The following is a 17172-nucleotide window of genomic DNA, read 5'->3' as shown; positions in this document are numbered from 1 at the left end:
TTAGTTAGATGCTCCCCAGCGCCAGAGTGTTAGAAGTTTTTTGCATACCTTCTCCTTTTTTATTGAGTTGATATAATAATAATGATATTACAATTATTTTAAGATAATAATCTGTCTAAATAAAGAAAAAGAGGCATGAAATGAGTAAAAAATGCAAAGCCCCTTAAAAAGAGCTTAACGAAAGATAAATACAGAAACAGAAATGATGCAGAGAATGATGATGCCTGAATTGAGTGCTTTGAAGTCTTTTTGAACCAATTTGATGATACTATAAGACAAAAAGCCAAAGGCTAAGCCATCGGCAATGGAGAAGGTTAAGGGCATCATCACCACGGTTAAAAAAGTGGAAACGCTAATGGCCATGTCTTTAAAATTCACCCCCTCTAACACGCTAAACATCAAAACCCCTACTACCACCAGCACCGGATAAATCGCATTGCTAGGAATAGCTTTTAAAAGAGGCAAGCAAAAGAGCGTTAAAACAAAAAATAATCCGGTAAAAACCGCTGTCAGCCCTGTGCGGCCCCCCTCTTCAACCCCACTTGCGCTCTCTATAAAAGCGGTCGTAGTAGAAACGCCCACCACCGCGCTCCCTAAAGAAGCCACCGCATCCGCTTCCAAAGTCTTTTCCAATTCCTTGTTTTTTTCTTCATCATTGAAAAAATCAGTCTTGTGGCCAATCCCTGCAAGCGTGCCTAAAGAATCAAACAAATCGGTTACAAAAAAAGTGATGATGACTGGCACTAACGCTAAAGTGAAAGCCCCACTCGCATCAAAAAAAATGCCCTTAAAGTCTAATTGAAAGGCGATAGGGCTAATGCTAGCGGGCATGGAAAAAAACTCGCTAGGGTAAGGGGCTAGCTTTAAAACCCATGCGAGAATGGAAGTGATTAAGACCGCTATAATAAAAGAACCCCTGATTTTGAGCGTGTAGAGCGCGAAAGTTAAAACGATCCCCACAACCCCCAATAACACATGCGGATCGCCAAAATCGCCTAAGGTTACAAGCGTAGCCTTATGGGTAACGACAATATGCATTTCTTTAAGGCCAATAAATGCGATAAAAGCCCCTATCCCCGCGCTCACCGCACGCCTTAAATCGCTAGGAATGCTTCGCATGACCCAACTTCTAAATTTAGTGAAAGACAAAATCACAAAAATCGCTCCCGAGAGCGCTACGATGCCTAAAGCGCTCTGCCAAGGGAGTTTTAGCCCTTGAACTAACCCGAAGCTAAAATAAGCCGATAACCCTAAGCCCACGCTCATAGCGATGGGGGTGTTTGCCCACAATCCGTTAAACACGCTCGATAAGATAGTGATAATGGCCGTAGCACTCAAAAGGGCTTCATAAGGCATGTTGGCGTGAGAAAGGATAAGAGCGTTTAAGGGCACGATGTAAATCATGGTGATAAAAGTCGTTAAACCCGCTCTAAACTCGGTGGCAATGTTAGTGTTGTGTTCTTTAAGCTTGAAAAACCCCATGTTAGATAACTCCTTACTATTTGGTATAGATTAATTTAATAAGGGGCTTTGGGGTCATGCTAGCGCTATTTTATTTTAAATTGCCTTAAGACGCTTGATTGTGTTGTTTCAATCAAAAGAAGTGAGTAAAAAACCCTTTTTTTTAAAAACTCCGCTAAAAAATAATCATTTTAACGAAAATCGCAAAAAAGCTCATCTTGTAAGGTAATTTCACTCTTTAATGGTTTTTGAGGGAGCGTTTTTTGATGAGCATTGGTTTTAAGAAAGATTGTTGCAAAATAACCCCCATAAGAGCGATTATGGGGGTAAATTCTAAAAAGGAGTTTGCCATGGAAAACTAAAAACGAAAAATAAAAATGGCGGAAACATTATACCTTAAAATTTCTTTTTTAGGGTTTAATGATTGTTTTTTGAAACTTTTTAGGTTTTTTAGAAGTTTAACCCCCCCTTTTTTAAAAAAGAGAGTTTTTAATAGGCAAACACATAATTGAGATACACGCTATAAAGCCTCCTATATTCTAGTTTAGTGTCTAGAAAAGAATAATAATTCGTGTTAATGGTAGGGATCTTCACGCCCAATTCCATGCCATGTTGAGCCGCATGATGACTATCTTTTTTCTTAGGCCTAGCGAGATTGGTTCTCAAGCCCAAATTGAATAAAAATTGGAAGTTAGCCGTATTCACTTTAGCGCTATAGACATTGCTGATGGTTTTTAAATTCACGAATTGAGAATTAAGCCATGAAGTCCCTGCTAGCGCGATGCCACCAAAAAGCCCAAAAGAAATCTGGTTATTCTTGCCTAAAAAGTTGGTGTTTTTATCATTGATGAAATTAAACAATAAATCGCTACCCACCCCATAAGTCCACACATCAGAAGCCGAATTAAAAAAGCTGGATTTGATATAGGCGTGGTTGTAATCAAAGAAACCATAATACCTTAACCCCCATCTTTTCTTTTCTCCAAAAAATTGCTTATAGCCCGCTTGCACGCCAAAGCCATTCAAGGCGCCGTTATTCGTGGTTGAAGAAGCGATCATGCCCATATTCCTAAAAGGGTTGTTGCCAAGTTCTTGAATAAGGGTATTGGCTAGGGTTTGCGCTTGATCGAGTTGTGGCGTTTGGTTGTTAAAATCAGCGGCGCTTGCTTTTAACGAAGTTAGGGTTTCTTTCACGCCAGCACACCCGTTCCCCCAATTGTTCTTTTGATTTTGCATTGTCATATTCGCACTGCTTATAGCGCTCGCATCGCATTTCCCTATGTAGTCTTTAAGATAGCCTGAAGAAAGTTTGTTAAAATCGCTCTCCACTTGATTAGCCAGCTTTAAAATTTCTGCTTGAGATTGAGCGTTTTTGAGCATTTTTTGAGCTAAAGCCGTAAGACTGCTAGGGGTGTTAAGGTTGAGATTTTGGGGTTGTGTGATATTTTTTGGTTGGTTGGCGCTGAGTTGTTGGGTTCTTTTAACGATTTCTTGCGCATTATTAATCATGTCTGAAGCGGCACTAAACTCCGCACCAAAAGTCGCGCATGAATTTTTGCCGCCACCGGCTATTTGCCATGAAGGGGCATTATTGGCTCCACTACTACCACTACTAGATTTCGCTATCAACATGGGGCAATAATCTTTAAGGGTATTGACAATCGTTTGCGCTTGAGTCAAAAGATTTTGCGCATCATTAGTCGTATCAATAACAGAAGTTGTCGTTTTAGTTTGATTATCTTGTTGATACTTTGATGTGGTTACATGCGCTTCTAATTTTTCCCCTTTGCTATTTAAAGGAGCAAGCCCAGCTTGTTTTAAAGCTTTTGAAAGGATTTGATAGGCTTCATGGATTTTTTCATATTGCTCAATAGATAGAGAAACATTTTTTTCTGCTTTTAATGTATTTGTGCCATTAGAACTATGAGTGCCATTACTATTTGTGCTCCCACCGCAATTGATTGTAGTGCCGTTGCCATTCTCATCGGTGTAGTGGAAATTTTTTTGATTGTTTTCGCCTGGACTTTTGGTATAGCCTCCGCATATGACCGCATAACCCATGCTATTCCATAACCCTAACACCGATCTCAACGCTAAAAGCGTGGCTTGATAGGCAGGGGAATTGGTTGTCCCACCGGCTAAAGTTTTTGCGCGTTCGTTCAAATTATTAACCGCTTGGTTGATCGCTTGCGCGCTTGTTTTTGAGCTAGTGCCATTATCGTTGGCTAAAAGCTTGCTTAATTGTTCATAAGAGTCTGAAAGTTTTTGCACCTTGTTGGCGTTTTTCACTTTTTGAACCGCTTCACCGATTTGATAGCCCACGCTTAAAAAAACGCCGTTGTCTTCAGCATGCAAGAGTGATGCCGCAAGAGTTAGAGAAAGTAGAATCGTTTTTTTCGTTTTTTTCATAAGATGTTCCTTAAAGTAATGTTTTATTGTAAAAAATGTATCAAAATGAGAATTTATTTACAATGCGTTTAATTTTATCATAAATTTATTGAATTTCAAAAAAAGTTTTAGGGTGTTTTGATGCGCTCAATCAAGCTTTTAAGAGTGTTTTTAATTGATTGGGATTTGGTTTTAGAAAGATTGTTGTAAAATAAACGCCCCCATAAGTGCAATTATGGGGATAAATCCATAAAAGGAGTTTGTCATGGCTACCAAACATGGCAAAAACTCTTGGAAAACATTATACCTTGAAATTTCGTTTTTGGGGTGTAAAGTGGTTGTTTTATTGAAGCGGTAGTTTTGTCAAACGAAGTTTCTGTAAAACGATAGCTTTTGTTTTTCCAAAGTTCCCTTAAGGCTTTTAGCTTTAAGGGTTTTCCTTAAAAGTTTATCCTTAACTTATGGGGGCAACAAAAAAGGCTAACTCATCATCTCTAAAGCCAGAATTATCATGTTATCAAAGCTTTCTATTCTTTCTTTAGGGCTTAAGGCTTCTTTAGTGATTAAGTGATCCGAAACTGAACATAAGCATAAAGCCTTAGCGTTCAATTCCATCGCCGTGGCGTATAACCCTGCCGCTTCCATTTCAATAGCCAAATGGTTGTATTGGGCCATCAAATCAAAGGCATGCGTTTCAAAAGAATAGAAAAAATCGCTTGAAAAAACATTACCCACTTTCAAATCAATGCCCAAACGCTTTGCTGTTTGATACGCTCTTAAACTCAATTCAAAATCAGGCGTTGCGCTCAAATCGTGGTTTAAAAAACGCACCCGATTGGTTTTAGAATCCGTTGAAGCTCCAGTGGCCATGATAATGTCTTTCAGACCAACTTTTGGGCTAATCGCCCCGCAAGTGCCAATCCTTAAAAGCTCTTTAACCTGATAGGTTTTAATGAGTTCGGTAACATAAATCGTGCATGACGCAATGCCCATGCCATGCCCCATTAAAGAAATCCCCCTACCCTTATACTTCCCGCTAAAGCCTAGCATGTTACGCACATTCGTGATCTCTTTAGCGTCTTGTAAAAAATTTTTCGCAATGTAGCTCACCCTTAAGGGATCGCCGCATAAAAGGCATTGAGGATAAAAATCGCCGATTTTAGCATTAATGTGAGGGGTCATGGTTGTCCTTTAAAGTTTAATAAGTTTTTGCCATAATCTAGGGGGCTTAATCCCAAAAAGTGAGCGATACTCTGCCCAATATCCGCAAAAGTCTCGCTCTTGCCTAAAAAGGCTGGTTGTAAATCTTTGTGATAAAACAAAACAGGAATGTATTCTCGTGTGTGATCGGTGCCTTTAAAGCTGGGATCGCACCCATGATCGGCGCAAAGAATGAGCAAATCGTTTTCCCTTAAATTGTCTAAAACCTCTTTTAAGCGCGAATCAAAATACTCTAAAGCGTTAGCGTACCCGCTAATATCGCGCCGATGTCCATAATCGCTATCAAAATGCACAAAATTCGTAAAAATCAAGCTGTTGTTTTTAGCGTTTTTGACCTGCTCTAAAGTCACATCGCATAATTCCATTAAGCTACCGGCTTTGAACTTTTGAGTGATCCCCACATGAGCGTAAATATCAGCGATTTTCCCAATGCTAATGACTTCGCCTTGTTTTTCTTCAATGAATGTTTCAAAAAGCAATTTTTTATGGGGCTTTATCGCATAGTCTTTGCGATTGGCGGTGCGTTTGAAATTCTCTCTATTGGTGCCAATAAAGGGGCGTGCGATCACTCTAGCGATCTTTAAGGGCTCTAGAATTTGAAACGCTTCTTCACAAAGAGCGTATAAGTTATCCAGCCCAAACTTTTCTTCATGCACAGCGATTTGAAACACCGAATCCGCTGAAGTGTAAAAAATGGGGTATAGAGTTTCTAAATGCTTTTCGCCTAAATCTTTAATGATTTCTGTCCCTGATGCGTGGCAATTCCCCAAATAGCCCTTAATCTTAGTTTTGTGCATGATTTCATCTAAAATTTCTTTAGGAAACGAATCATTTTTGTCTTTAAAATACCCCCATTCAAAAAGAACGGGCGCGCCCATCATCTCCCAATGCCCAGAAATCGTATCCTTAGCGCTAGAAAGTTCTTTGGCGTAAGCGTAAGCCCCTATTAAATTGGGTTTCAATTGAAAGCCTAAGGGCAATTCATTTGCGGCTTTTAAAGCGCTCAAACCCAAACCTAAACTCTCTAAATTGGGCAACTTCAAAGCCCCCTTGCGATCGTTAGAATTAGCCAGGTTATTAAAACAAGCCTTAGCGATATTGCCTAAAGTGTTCGCCCCCAAATCGCCAAAATCCTTAGCGTCTTCGCTAGCCCCTATACCAAAAGAATCCAATAATAAGATTACCACTCTTTTTTGCATGCCTTGTCCTTTTAATTGGCGCTTAACCCTATGAATAACCCGGCGATAGTCGCGCTCATGAAATTAGAAAGCGTGCCTACAAGCACCGCTTTTAAAGCAAGCCTTACAATGAGATCTTTCTTTTTAGGCACTAAACTGCCAAGCCCCCCAATGAGCATAGCGACTGAACTTAAGTTAGCGAATCCGCACAACGCAAAAGTGATGATCGCTTTGGTTTTCTCGCTCAAGATTAAAGGAGGGTTATCGCCCAAATAAGGCAAAAATTGCATATAGCCCACAAATTCATTGAGCGCGATTTTAATGCCTATGATTTCTCCGGCAATCCCGGCCTGACTCCACGGAATGCCTAGCATAAAGGCTAAGGGTTTTAAGAGCGTGCCTAAAATCAACCCTAAAGATAAATGCTCCATGCCTAAAACCCCCCCTACAACCCCTAAAAGCCCGTTAATGAGTGCGAGCATCCCCACAAAGGCTAAAAGCATCGCTCCCACATGCAAGGCTAAATTTAGCCCTGTGCTTGCCCCATTAGCGATAGCTTCTATGGCATTGACATGCTTTTCTGCAGAAACATCTGCATGGCTAGAAATGGCTTCGTTTTGCGGGTAAATGATTTTAGCGAACAACAACCCCCCAGGAGCGGACATAAACGATGCGGCGATTAAATAAGGTAAAGGAATGCCCATGCTCGCATACCCGGCTAACACAGGCCCCGCAACGCTAGCCATGCCCACGCACATGACCGCAAAAATCTCTGAATCGCTCATGCTTTTCAAATAAGGCTTAATGACTAATGGCGCTTCGGTGTGCGCCACAAAAATATTAGCCGCTGCGCTCATGCTTTCTGCTTTAGAAGTGCCTAAGCATTTTTGCAACGCCCCACCAATGAGATTGATAAACAAAGGCATGATTTTTAAATAATATAGAAGTGAAATCAAGCTAGCAAAAAAGATAATGATCGCTAAAACATTGATCGCAAAGATAAAGCCTCCTATCCCTTGATCGCCTTTAGCGTTTGGAGCGAGATTGCCAAATAAAAAACGCACCCCCTCATAGCCGTAAGAAATCACGCTTTGTATGCCACTAGCTAAGCCTTGCAACATTTCCCTACCCAAAGGCACATATAAAGCCAACGCCCCTAAAGCCACTTGAATCACAAAGGCACTGACAATCGTGCGATAATTTATAGCCCTTTTATTGCCAGAAAACACCCAAGCAATAAGAAAAAGCACCGCCATCCCTACAACACTAAAAAGAGAGCTAAAAATCATCGTCAAATCCCTAATGTTAAGAAATTAAAAGATGCAACGCTATTGTAGTTTAGGTTTGCTAAAAAAAAGATTAAACGAAAATTAAATGAATATTAAATCAAATCATGGTGTCAAGAGGGGGACTTGAACCCCCGACCTCCGGCTTATGAGACCAGCGCTCTAAACCAGCTGAGCTACCTTGACACAAGCAATTTTATAAAAAATAAAGAATGAGATTATACAAAAAATTTTCTTAAAAATCCATTAAAATTAAACTTTTATTATCGATCCTACTTTCCTAAATTAATGATAAAAATTAGAGATTTTCTTGTAAAATAACCCGCATGTTTAAGAAAATTTTTCCATTAGCGTTAGTGTCGTCGTTGCGGTTTTTAGGGCTTTTTATTGTTTTGCCTGTCATCAGTTTGTATGCGGATAGTTTCCATTCAAGCAGTCCCTTGCTCGTGGGTTTGGCGGTGGGTGGGGCGTATCTCACGCAAATTATTTTTCAAACCCCCATGGGCATTCTTAGTGATAAAATCGGCCGTAAAGTGGTCGTTATGGTGTGCTTGTTATTGTTTTTAATTGGCTCGTTAGTGTGCTTTGTGGCGAACGATATTATCACGCTCGTTATCGGGCGTTTTATTCAAGGCATGGGGGCTTTAGGGGGGGTCGTTAGCGCGATGGTGGCTGATGAGGTGAAAGAAGAAGAGCGCACCAAAGCGATGGCGATCATGGGAGCGTTTATTTTCATTAGCTTCACCATAAGCATGGCGATAGGCCCTGGGGTTGTGGCGTTTTTTGGGGGGGCAAAATGGCTCTTTTTGCTCACGGCGATCTTAACCTTATTGAGTTTATTGATGCTTTTAAAAGTCAAAGACGCTCCCAAAATTTCTTACCAAATCAAAAACATAAAAGCTTACCAACCCAACTCTAAAGCCTTATATCTTTTGTATCTAAGCTCTTTTTTTGAAAAGATGTTCATGACGCTTATTTTTGTGCTGATCCCTTTAGCCTTAGTGAATGAATTCCATAAAGATGAAAGCTTTTTGATCTTGGTGTATGTGCCTGGAGCCTTGTTAGGGGTTTTAAGCATGGGGATAGCGAGCGTTATGGCTGAAAAATACAACAAGCCTAAAGGAGTGATGCTTTCTGGCGTGTTGTTGTTTATTGTGAGTTATTTGTGCTTGTTTTTAGCCGACTCTAGCTTTTTGGGTAAATATTTATGGCTCTTTATTCTTGGGGTGGCGTTTTTCTTCATTGGCTTTGCCACCTTAGAGCCTATCATGCAATCTTTAGCGTCTAAGTTCGCCAGAGCAAATGAAAAAGGCAAGGTTTTAGGGCAATTCACTACTTTTGGCTATTTAGGGAGCTTTGTTGGGGGCGTGAGCGGGGGGTTAAGCTACCATCATTTAGGCGTTTCTAACACAAGCTTAATCGTTGTAGCTTTAGGGCTTATTTGGGGACTATCGCTCTTTTTACTCCATAACCCTTCCAAACAAAAAAATGTCTATTTCCCCTTAGACGCTTACAATGAGGAACAATTTGAAACTTTAGGAGATAAAATTATTGAATGGTATGTCAATATTAGCGAAGAAATCATTATTGTGAAATATAATTCCGATCACATTAGCGAAGAAGAAATCATTCGCTTAGTGCGAAACTTTAGAAAATAAAACAATTAAGGATCAAAAATGGCCTATGAAATTTCTAAAAAAGTCTTACACATTGTAGGCAAGACCAACGCCACTTACAAACTCATAGAAGAAGGCGATAAAGTCTTATTAGGATTGAGTGGGGGCAAGGATTCTATCATGCTCGCTTGCATCTTAGCCAGGATGCAAAAACATGCCCCTTTCAAATTTGATTTTAAAGCAGTTACCGTGCATTATGGCTTGGGCGAAAATTTAAAATGGTTGAGCGATTTGTGCCAAGAGCAAGGCATTGAGCATGAGATCATTTACACCCAAATCGCTGCCACCATCAACGAAAAACGCCGTGAAAAAAGCTCGTTTTGTTCGTTTTGCTCTCGTTTGAGGCGAGGGACTTTGTATTCTAAAGCCTTAGAAGAAGGCTATAATAAAGTCGCTATCGCACACCATTTAGACGATGCGGTGGAGAGCTTTTTTATGAATTTCACTTATAACGGGAGTTTAAGGAGCATGCCCCCCATTTATAGGGCTGAAAACGGCTTGTTGGTAATCCGCCCTTTGATTAAGGTTCGAGAAGCCAGCAGCATCCATTTTGTCACTTCTCAAAATATCCCGGTTGCCCCTGATTGCAATTGCCCGGCCAAACAGCCCACCTCTGATAAGCCCCCTATCGCGCGATTAGCCACCAAAAATTTCTTAAAAGAAATGCAAAACTTGCACCCTCGTTTCTTTGACAGCTTAGAGAATGCGTTCAATAATGTCCAAGCGAGCAGCTTTAGCGACGCTAAGTATTTAGACGCTTAAGCTTTTATTCAAGCTTTTTTGTTGAGTATTTTGATCGCAATGGTGAACAATACCCCTTCAAAAATAGCCGCCATGAGCAACGCGTAGTAGGTGTTTTGCGAGATCGCTTGCGCTTTTAAACCCACTGCTGCGGTGGTTACTAAAAAAGTTAAAGGCATAGAAGCCCCTAAGGCGAATGAAAATAAATGCTTGGCTTCTTTAAAGTATTTGCGCCACAATAAGGTTGAAGTGATCAAGTGCAAACTCAACATCGCTATGACAATCAATATCCCTTGGAGAATCAAATGCGGGTTTAAAAACACTAATTTTAAGTCTAAAGTAGAGCCTACATGGATAAAAAACAAAGGCACAAAAAACCCAAAACCCACATCATTGAGCTTATGGATCAATTCTGATTTGTGAGGGAAGAAAGTAGAAACGACTAACCCCGCCAAAAACGCCCCTAAAACCATTTCTATTTTGAGCCACACCACGATCGCAACTAAGGAAAAAAAGAGCATGAGCGAAAAACGCACGTCTTGGTTAAACTGACTGCTTTTAGGCATCACAAAAAGCTTTAAATGCGGAAACCACCAAAACAAAGTCTTAAAGATTTGAAACGCCACGATAATTAAAATTAAAAAAACAATGAGAATGCCTAAATCTTTAATCAAATCCATGCCCAAACCATGCGAATACACCCCATCCACGACCACCAAACCAAAAATGCTTAACAATTCCCCAATAACGCCCACTTTTAAAACCAAATCAAGCCACAAAATCTCTTTACGATAATCTTTAACTAAAGTCATGATCATGCCCAAACTGATAATAGGGAAAATCACCATAAAAATAGGCTCTAAATTAAGGCTAAAAGTAAGGATGAACGAAAGCGTGTATAAAATCAACAGATAAGCAAAAATGCGTTTTAAAAGAGAAACCCCTAATTTTTTAAACAAATAAATTTCCACTTCCAAACCGCATAAAAACATTAAAAACAAAAAGCCAATTTCGGACATGATTTCAAAGCCTTTAGTTGGCTCAATAAAACCCACATACGCCCCAACAGACCCAAATAAAATCTCCACGACCGTGATGGGCAAACGAGAGATTCTAGACATATAAGGGGCCATCACAATTAAAAGCATGATGAGCGCGAAAGTGAAAAATTCTGCATGCATGTCTTAATTTTACCTTATTTATTGGTTAAGTTTTCAAAGCGATAGGGTTTTTCTCTTTATAAGGGGTAAAAAACCCTTTTTTGATTTCATAATAAGTTACCCCTAACGCTACTAAAAACGCTAAAAATTGCGCGATAGGGTAAGTTACCCAAATGCCATTAATCCCATAGAAATGACTTAAAATCGGCAATAGGACAATAATAAACCCTAGCGTGTGCGAAAGGGTGATGATAAACGAACTTTTAGTGCGTTGGATGGATTGGAAAAACACTGCGCACAACAAAGTCATGCCTAAAAAAATATAGCCCACATAATAAATATTCATCGCTCTTTTAGTCTCTTGCATAAAGAGTGCATCTTGTTCGCTTGGCTGCAAATAAAGCTTGATTAAAAATTCATCTAAAAAATAATAAACGCCATAGAAAACAATCCCTATACAAAACGCTGCTTTCAAACCAAAAACAAACACCTCTTTCACGCGCTCTAAATTTCTAGCCCCATAGCTAAAGCTCGCAATCGGTTGGATGCCTTGAGAAATCGCAAATAAAGTCGTAAAAAAGATAATCGCATTATACATAACGATCCCATACATGCTCACAAACCTTTCCCCAGCCGTGTGCATGATAGCGGTATTAAACAATAAAATCATAATAGAAGCGCTAAATTCTGCCGTGCTTTGAGGCACGCCGCTTTTAGCTGAAGAAATGACTGAAGACAAGGAAAATCGTTTGATGAAATACAATTGCCCTTTTTTAAACCAAAAATGCTGCATTAAGACTAAAACCCCTATCGCATGCCCTATCACGGTGGCTATCGCGCTGCCTTGAACCCCCACTTCCAACACAAAAATAAACCAATAGTTGAAAAAGATATTCGCTAACGAGCCAATCAGCATCGCTACCATCGCTAAAATGGGGCGTTTGTCATTCACCACAAAAACATCCGCTAAAGGGTGGAGGACCATAAAAACCGCGCCCATTAAAATGATTTCAATGTAGCGTTTGGACATGCTCAATAAAGCGTCATTGCTCCCAAAAAAACGCGCGATAGTTTCGCTAAAAGGCAATAACGCCATGCTCAAAATAAAGGCGCTTAGAGCGACAAAATAAAACACGCTGCTAAACACAAGCCTAGCCCTATGGGTTTTATTTTGACCCAAAAAATACCCCACAATACTCGCTGCCCCAAAACCAAAAAGCAATTCATACGCAATGAGTCCTGGAAAAATAGGCCATGCGATATTGACTGCAGCGATAGCTTCTTTACCCAGTTTCTTGCCCACAAACATGCCATCTATCATAGAGTAAGTGGAAAGTGAAATCATAGAAAAAGCTAAAGGGATAAAATAATAAAAAAAGAGCTTTCTTATCGAATCTTTATGCAAATCAATCTTTTTTTTGAGCATTTAAACCACACACCGCTTAAAATTTATGACAAATTTTTCTATTTTAACATAAAAAGAGAGACAATCTATCCGTTAGCGCAATTGGATTTAAGCAGCACCATTAAAGTTTAAAAAATGGTTTTTAGCGCGAAAGGGATTTCCTTTATTGGGGAGTCCATTTAACACCCTTTAAGTTTTTTTAAACTTTATCGTAATGAATCTAAGCCAAAATAGCGCCAACAACCCCAAAGCCCCACCCACAAAGCCAATATACCCTAGCCCTAATTGGTGGATCACAATACTGCCAAACAGCGCTCCTGATCCAATCCCCACATTATAACTCCCTGAATAGATCGCGCTCGCAACATCCGTGGCATCGGGCGCGAGCTGCAACACCCTCATTTGTAACGCAATGGTGAGTGAAGTGATCCCTATTCCCCATAAGAAAATCTGCAAAAAGATCACCCACTCCAAGTTTTTAAACACAAAAAGCAAGAGTTGCGGGCAAATGACTAAAACCATTGCAAAAGCGATAAATTTTCTTGAATTTTTCGCATACAAACGGCCGAATAAAAAACTCCCCGCCACGCCCGCTAACCCAAAAACAAACAGCATTAGCGTCGTAATGTCAGGAGAAAATTGGCTGATTTGAATGATAAAAGGCTCAATATAGCTATAAGTGGTGAAATGCCCAGAGATAACCATGATCACAAGCAAATAAATCCCCATTAACAGCGGGCGTTTCATTAATATAGGGACACTTGCGAGCGTGCCGGCGTTTTTACTCGGCAAAGGCGGGAGCAATTTCCACATGAGCAACGCTATAAGGGTCGCAACGCCCCCAATCACGCCAAAAGTGGATCGCCAATCCAGGATTTGCCCAATGATCCTCCCAAGCGGCAAACCTAAAATCATCGCTAACGAACTCCCTAACGCTAACAACCCTAAGGCCTGTTGTTTTTTATTTCTTGGCGCGACACGAATGACTAAAGAAGCCGTGATGGACCAAAAAATAGAGTGGGCAAAAGCGATACCCATACGAGAAATAAGGAGCACCCAAAAATTCCACGCTAGCGCTGAAAGGATATGACTAGCAATAAAAAGGGCAAAAAGAAAAAGCAATAAGCGTTTCCTTTCAACTTTAGCGCTAAGCAACATCAAGGGCAATGAGCCAAGAGACACCACCCATGCATAAGCAGTGATCATAAGCCCCACTGTCGCGCTCTCCATTTCAAAACTTTTTGCAATGTCTGATAAGAGCGCGACAGGGACAAACTCCGTGGTGTTAAAAATAAACGCCGAAAGCGAAAACACAAAAACCCGCATTAAGGCGAACTTTTGATACGATTGTTTGGTTATCATCATTTAAATCTTAAGGGGTTAAATTTTATTCAATTTGAAAATCTAGAGTATAAGACAAAAATTTTAATCGCTTATAAATTAGGGGCTGGTTAAAACAAATATTCCCGCTCCATAGGCGCATTGATTTAATGGAGTTGTTACCATATAAAACAGAATTTAAAATCATTTCCAACTTTTAACCAATCTATTTTTTGTAACTGCGGTCATTGTTGATTGAGCGCTAGAATTAATCCATTGCTTTTTAATATTTTAGAATTTTAGAACAAAGGATAATTAAAATGAAAAAAACTTTTTTGATCGCTTTAGCGTTAGCAACTTCTCTTATAGGCGCTGAAAATACCAAATGGGATTACAAAAATAAAGAAAACGGCCCGCACCGTTGGGACAAATTGCACAAAGATTTTGAAGTGTGCAAAAGCGGTAAAAGCCAATCGCCCATCAACATTGAGCATTACTACCATACGCAAGATAAAGCCGATTTGCAATTCAAATACGCCGCTTCTAAACCTAAAGCGGTCTTTTTCACCCATCATACTTTAAAGGCTTCGTTTGAGCCGACTAACCACATCAATTATAGAGGGCATGACTATGTGTTGGATAATGTGCATTTCCACGCCCCTATGGAGTTTTTAATCAATAATAAAACCAGGCCTTTGAGCGCGCATTTCGTGCATAAAGACGCTAAAGGGCGTTTGTTAGTGTTAGCGATAGGTTTTGAAGAAGGGAAAGAAAACCCCAACCTTGATCCTATTTTAGAAGGCATTCAAAAGAAACAAAATTTTAAAGAGGTGGCATTAGACGCTTTCTTACCCAAAACTATCAATTACTACCATTTTAACGGCTCTCTCACCGCTCCTCCTTGCACAGAAGGGGTGGCATGGTTTGTGATAGAAGAGCCTTTGGAAGTCTCTGCCAAACAATTGGCTGAAATCAAAAAACGCATGAAAAATTCGCCCAACCAACGCCCCGTCCAGCCTGACTACAACACCGTGATCATTAAAAGCTCAGCTGAGACCCGCTAAAGATCCGCTAAAATGAAAACTCTCTCTTTATAAAGAGAGGTATAAAAATCATTCTTCATGAAACACCGCTAAAAATTGCAACCACACAATCTAAAGTTAATTTGTATTGTCAAAAGAGAGACTATCATTCTCTTAATGAATTGAAAGCGTTTGCTAAAGATTTGATAAAATCTAGAATACAAGGCGTAAAATGGGCTACAATCAATTTTTAGCGTTAGGTAGATATAACTATCGCTCTATAACCAAAGAGCGGTTAAAATCCATTTAAACGAAAGGACATAAAATGCTATTGAATTACGACTTTTTAGAATTCATTGATGAGCCACAAAGAAACACTTCTTTGACATCGGCTATTGATAAGGCGTTAGCGGACAAGAAATTAGCTAGACAAAATAAACCTAAAGTAAAGGTAAAAGAAGGACTATCTTTAAGAGCGACACTAGATGCGTTTGGTGAGGAACTCTCACGACTTAAAAACGCAAAAGATACGACTATTAAAGGCTCTACAATTGAGAGCGCTAATCTTAACAGCATTGTCAATAAAATCAAAAGCGGACTACCTTTTGGGACTATCTCTGCGTTTAGACCTTTTAAAGACGCTTTTATTAAAGACTTTACTGATGACCAAAGAAAATTGTTAATGAACGCTTATAAAAGTGGATTGACCCCTAATAAAAACGACAAGATAACAAAACTCTATTTGGCTCAAGTGAAAGAAAACCCTACACATTCCATTAAAGTTAGGGACTTCTTTTTTCCACAAGGTAAAATTCTCCCTAACTATGATAAGTTAGTTACAGGGATTTATGACATTTTGATTAAGAATTTGGGTGAGGACTTCGTTGATAGATTTATAGATAGCAACGCCACAATGAGAGACTTTATGTCTAGCGATAAATTTGTCAAAAGATACCGCTACACTAGAAAAGAAAATATGGCAAGGACGCAAGAGCTAAAAAACTATTAGACGCAAAGCGACACTTTTTAGGTTACCTACAAGTAACAGGGTTTTGGAAAGAAAACACTGATGACGCTATAGTTCCAGACAAAGAAGTTAGTTTCTTTGTGTTCTCACACCAACCATTTAGTCTCTCATTTGACTTGGCATCAGAGTTACTCCTATTGGGGAGACATTTTGACCAAGAGGCGATTTGCTATTGTGAAAACGCTATTGTGCTCCAAAACGACAGGTATCAAGTGGAATTGGTGAGCACTTTACCTAACAGCATTGGCAAGGTATGGGCTACATTTGATAACATTACATTCTCTACGCCTAGCCAATTGCCAAACGCTCTTACGAAATTAAGAGACCAAGTCTATACATTCTTTAAGAAACACCCTGAAAAAGACAAATATGGGGTAGCCTTTGAGAACCTTGTTGTTAAGACTAAAATAACCGCTATGAAATTCCCTATAGGCTTTGACGAGGAACGAGGGGTTTATGACCTTGTTAAAGCTAGTATTAGAGGCAGACAGACTAGTTCTAGGCACAATGGGTATCAAACTTTATTCTTTGCTGATGAGATAGAGGCGTGGGAGCGAAAAGCTATCTTTGACAGAGAAAGACTAAATTGTCGCACAAGCGATAGCTTTAGAAAAAGCTATAACCACAATATTAAAGTGCGTAAGGTTGTCAAAGCTATGCTACAAGGTAAAGAAGTGAGTAGGACACTAATTGCTAAAGTGCTTGCTAACACCATAGACACCGATGCAGGTTATTGCTTTATCTCGCCGACAGATTTAGCGGTTCAGCTTGACACTATCAGCCCTAGACTATCTAAAAGCATTGTAACCGCTATAGAGCAAGCAGAGGGCTTTAGACTAACTTATGCGTTGATTGACAAAATCACCTATAACTCGCTCCACAATATTTTAAGTTTCATTTTTGATATTGATAACCCTTTAAGCGACCAAAAATTTCAGCAGTTAGTGGTTGAAGTCCCAAGAGAAGCGCTAAAGAATGTGAAGCTACCACAAATCAAAAATGTATTGACAGCTCAAATTTTTGATGGCGCTTACCACTTTAGGGGTAATGACTATAAATACCAATATCAAAGCGCACCTGAATTGTTAGATATGTTTGAATAAGAAAATTGCTTATAGCGCTAATGCTGTTTTATTGAATGCCGACAACTAAAGCCTTGATTTTTTGAAAATGGGGTTTTAGCCGCTTCATTTTTAATAAAACTCATTAAGGGGATAAGGGTATTTTTATAGCAATCCTCTCTAACCCTCTAATAACGCTTTTTAAAGAATTATCGCTTGATTAAAA

Annotated in this window: 11 protein-coding genes, 1 tRNA gene and 1 pseudogene; 4 read left to right on the top strand and 9 right to left on the bottom strand. The window is 39.6% G+C overall.

All coding sequences use genetic code 11. From position 1 onward, the window contains the following. Nucleotides 1–174: 174 nt before the first annotated feature. The 6 genes from BZK24_RS05150 to BZK24_RS05125 form a co-directional block, all read right to left on the bottom strand. Nucleotides 175–1482: an NCS2 family permease gene (locus BZK24_RS05150; protein WP_077656781.1), complete on the bottom strand. Its 1308-nt coding sequence runs from the start codon at nt 1480–1482 to the stop codon at nt 175–177. Nucleotides 1483–1950: 468 nt separating this feature from the next. Next, nucleotides 1951–3870 carry a Hop family adhesin HopQ gene (hopQ, locus tag BZK24_RS05145; RefSeq protein WP_077656780.1) on the bottom strand — a complete coding sequence of 640 codons (1920 nt, stop codon included), beginning with the start codon at nt 3868–3870 and terminating at the stop codon, nt 1951–1953. Between the two features lie 459 nt (nt 3871–4329). Beyond that, nucleotides 4330–5031, bottom strand: a complete 702-nt coding sequence (gene deoD, locus BZK24_RS05140) for a purine-nucleoside phosphorylase (RefSeq protein WP_077656779.1) — start codon at nt 5029–5031, stop codon at nt 4330–4332. Next, nucleotides 5028–6269, bottom strand: a complete 1242-nt coding sequence (locus tag BZK24_RS05135; protein WP_077656778.1) for a phosphopentomutase — start codon at nt 6267–6269, stop codon at nt 5028–5030. Before BZK24_RS05135 ends, deoD begins: the two co-directional genes overlap by 4 nt. Nucleotides 6270–6280: 11 nt before the next feature. Continuing rightward, entirely contained in the window at nt 6281–7537 is a 1257-nt protein-coding gene (locus tag BZK24_RS05130) for a NupC/NupG family nucleoside CNT transporter (protein ID WP_000577827.1), read from the bottom strand. Between the two features lie 105 nt (nt 7538–7642). Next, a tRNA-Met gene (locus tag BZK24_RS05125) sits at nt 7643–7720 on the bottom strand. Between the two features lie 179 nt (nt 7721–7899). Between BZK24_RS05125 and BZK24_RS05120 the strand changes: the two genes are divergently transcribed. Next, nucleotides 7900–9192, top strand: coding sequence for an MFS transporter (locus BZK24_RS05120; protein ID WP_341537512.1), 1293 nt, complete (start codon nt 7900–7902; stop codon nt 9190–9192). An 18-nt stretch (nt 9193–9210) separates the two neighbouring features. Further along, complete coding sequence (locus BZK24_RS05115) at nt 9211–9972, top strand: tRNA 2-thiocytidine biosynthesis TtcA family protein (RefSeq protein ID WP_077656776.1); 762 nt, start codon at nt 9211–9213, stop codon at nt 9970–9972. An 8-nt stretch (nt 9973–9980) separates the two neighbouring features. On the opposite strand, the gene BZK24_RS05110 is transcribed toward BZK24_RS05115, so the two are convergent. The 3 genes from BZK24_RS05110 to BZK24_RS05100 all read right to left on the bottom strand — a co-directional run bounded on the left by BZK24_RS05110 (nt 9981) and on the right by BZK24_RS05100 (nt 13881). Next, a complete protein-coding gene (locus BZK24_RS05110; protein ID WP_000542869.1) occupies nt 9981–11132 on the bottom strand; it encodes a cation:proton antiporter in 1152 nt (383 codons plus the stop codon). 25 nt (nt 11133–11157) lie between these two features. Then, nucleotides 11158–12537, bottom strand: a complete 1380-nt coding sequence (locus tag BZK24_RS05105; protein ID WP_077656775.1) for an HP1184 family multidrug efflux MATE transporter — start codon at nt 12535–12537, stop codon at nt 11158–11160. 168 nt (nt 12538–12705) lie between these two features. Continuing rightward, the gene (locus tag BZK24_RS05100; protein ID WP_077656774.1) at nt 12706–13881 is read right to left on the bottom strand and encodes a sugar transporter; all 1176 of its coding nucleotides are present in this window, start codon (nt 13879–13881) and stop codon (nt 12706–12708) included. 275 nt (nt 13882–14156) lie between these two features. On the opposite strand from BZK24_RS05100, the gene BZK24_RS05095 reads away from it, so the two are divergent. Both BZK24_RS05095 and BZK24_RS05090 read left to right on the top strand, forming a co-directional pair. Beyond that, nucleotides 14157–14900 (top strand): carbonic anhydrase, encoded by a 744-nt coding sequence (locus tag BZK24_RS05095; RefSeq protein ID WP_001873148.1) that lies wholly within the window; start codon nt 14157–14159, stop codon nt 14898–14900. A gap of 283 nt (nt 14901–15183) precedes the next feature. Beyond that, nucleotides 15184–16988 (top strand): annotated as a pseudogene (locus tag BZK24_RS05090) (hypothetical protein). Nucleotides 16989–17172 lie beyond the last annotated feature (184 nt).

Source organism: Helicobacter pylori, from assembly GCF_001998165.1.
In the GTDB taxonomy this organism is placed as follows: Bacteria; Campylobacterota; Campylobacteria; order Campylobacterales; family Helicobacteraceae; genus Helicobacter; species Helicobacter pylori_DL.
This window is presented reverse-complemented; position numbering and strand designations above follow the sequence as displayed.

Excerpts from the sequence above, each read along its gene's own strand:
- BZK24_RS05150 (WP_077656781.1), bottom strand. The coding sequence starts at position 1,482 with ATGGGGTTTTTCAAGCTTAAAGAACACAACACTAACATTGCCACCGAG.
- hopQ (WP_077656780.1), bottom strand. The coding sequence starts at position 3,870 with ATGAAAAAAACGAAAAAAACGATTCTACTTTCTCTAACTCTTGCGGCA.
- deoD (WP_077656779.1), bottom strand. The coding sequence starts at position 5,031 with ATGACCCCTCACATTAATGCTAAAATCGGCGATTTTTATCCTCAATGC.
- BZK24_RS05135 (WP_077656778.1), bottom strand. The coding sequence starts at position 6,269 with ATGCAAAAAAGAGTGGTAATCTTATTATTGGATTCTTTTGGTATAGGG.
- BZK24_RS05130 (WP_000577827.1), bottom strand. The coding sequence starts at position 7,537 with ATGATTTTTAGCTCTCTTTTTAGTGTTGTAGGGATGGCGGTGCTTTTT.
- BZK24_RS05115 (WP_077656776.1), top strand. The coding sequence starts at position 9,211 with ATGGCCTATGAAATTTCTAAAAAAGTCTTACACATTGTAGGCAAGACC.
- BZK24_RS05110 (WP_000542869.1), bottom strand. The coding sequence starts at position 11,132 with ATGCATGCAGAATTTTTCACTTTCGCGCTCATCATGCTTTTAATTGTG.
- BZK24_RS05105 (WP_077656775.1), bottom strand. The coding sequence starts at position 12,537 with ATGCTCAAAAAAAAGATTGATTTGCATAAAGATTCGATAAGAAAGCTC.
- BZK24_RS05100 (WP_077656774.1), bottom strand. The coding sequence starts at position 13,881 with ATGATGATAACCAAACAATCGTATCAAAAGTTCGCCTTAATGCGGGTT.
- BZK24_RS05095 (WP_001873148.1), top strand. The coding sequence starts at position 14,157 with ATGAAAAAAACTTTTTTGATCGCTTTAGCGTTAGCAACTTCTCTTATA.